The following is a 1055-nucleotide window of genomic DNA, read 5'->3' on the forward strand; positions in this document are numbered from 1 at the left end:
ACTCGAATTCTGTGGCCGATATTGATTGGGTTGAGATCCGTACCGATCCGCAAATACGCCATAAAATTCTGTTCGATCCCGGTCATGGCCTGGAAGAAAGGCTTATTTCCGAGCAGTTTACGTAAGCGTTTAACGAAGGGTTCACGGATTTGTGAACTTACCGGTAACGATTCCGTGCGATGATTTACCCACAGGCGGATGTGGATGGTAGCTGCCAAAGGGCAAAATGCCACAGATCCGTACCGGCGTGTTTTGTGCGTTCCAGTTTTTTAAGTTCCCTGCCGGTTACGACCACGGAAGCTGTGCCAAACGCCGGGTTCGCAGAATGCGACAAGGCGCGCGCTGTTATTAGTGAGTGACCTAGGTATGGAAGTTCCCCGGGGGCGGTTCAATCCGTTCCCCGGGACCTTAAGCGGGCCGGGTGTGACGATGAATACTTGCTCCACTGCACCCTTTCGAACTCCCTATAGGGACCTTCTCCAAGTCGAACGTATTGAGGTGGTTCATGCTGCCGTTTGCCGGCTGACCGCAATGTCAGGTGCTTCCTCCGGCTTGCATCTGGTCCCACAGCGGCAGGCACATGCGGCCTGCACGGGCTTCAATCGCAGCGCAGGCGCCCACCGCAAGATCCTCTCGCCAGCGGCGGGCGGCGATCTGCACATTGATGGGCTGCGGCCCGTTCGGCAGCTGCGCCAGCCGGGCAGGGACTGAGGCGGCAGGCAGGCCGAGAAAGTTCATCGCGTAAGAATAAACTGCGCAGCCCAGCACCTCATGCACACCTTCGGCGCCTTCGGTGTCTCGGTCCGGCTTGAAAAAGGGCTGCGGCAGGAAGGGCGACAGCACCAGCGGGTATTCCTCCATGAACAGGGACCATTGCCGCGCGTAATGGGTGCGCTTGGCCATCATCTGCAGCAGCTCATCGCCGGCAAAGGGCGGGAACTCCTGGAAATAGACGGCAAAGATATCGCGCACGGTCCGGGAGCCCGCCGCGTCCACATCCCCCTTCATCAGCGCATGGATCTCACCCATCAGTGCGCGGTAACCGGTGCGTCCGG

Annotated in this window: 1 protein-coding gene and 1 pseudogene; one reads left to right on the plus strand and one right to left on the minus strand. The window is 58.9% G+C overall.

Annotated features, from left to right (window positions below; translation table 11 throughout):
- Window positions 1–125: pseudogene (locus tag A2I95_RS41735) on the plus strand (NAD kinase); the annotation flags it as partial.
- Between the two features lie 409 nt (window positions 126–534).
- On the opposite strand, the gene A2I95_RS41740 reads toward A2I95_RS41735, so the two are convergent.
- A partial coding sequence (locus A2I95_RS41740) for an amidase family protein (RefSeq protein WP_291738131.1) occupies window positions 535–1055 on the minus strand: 521 nt, incomplete at its 5' end.

The sequence above is a fragment of the Leisingera sp. F5 genome (assembly GCF_001593695.1).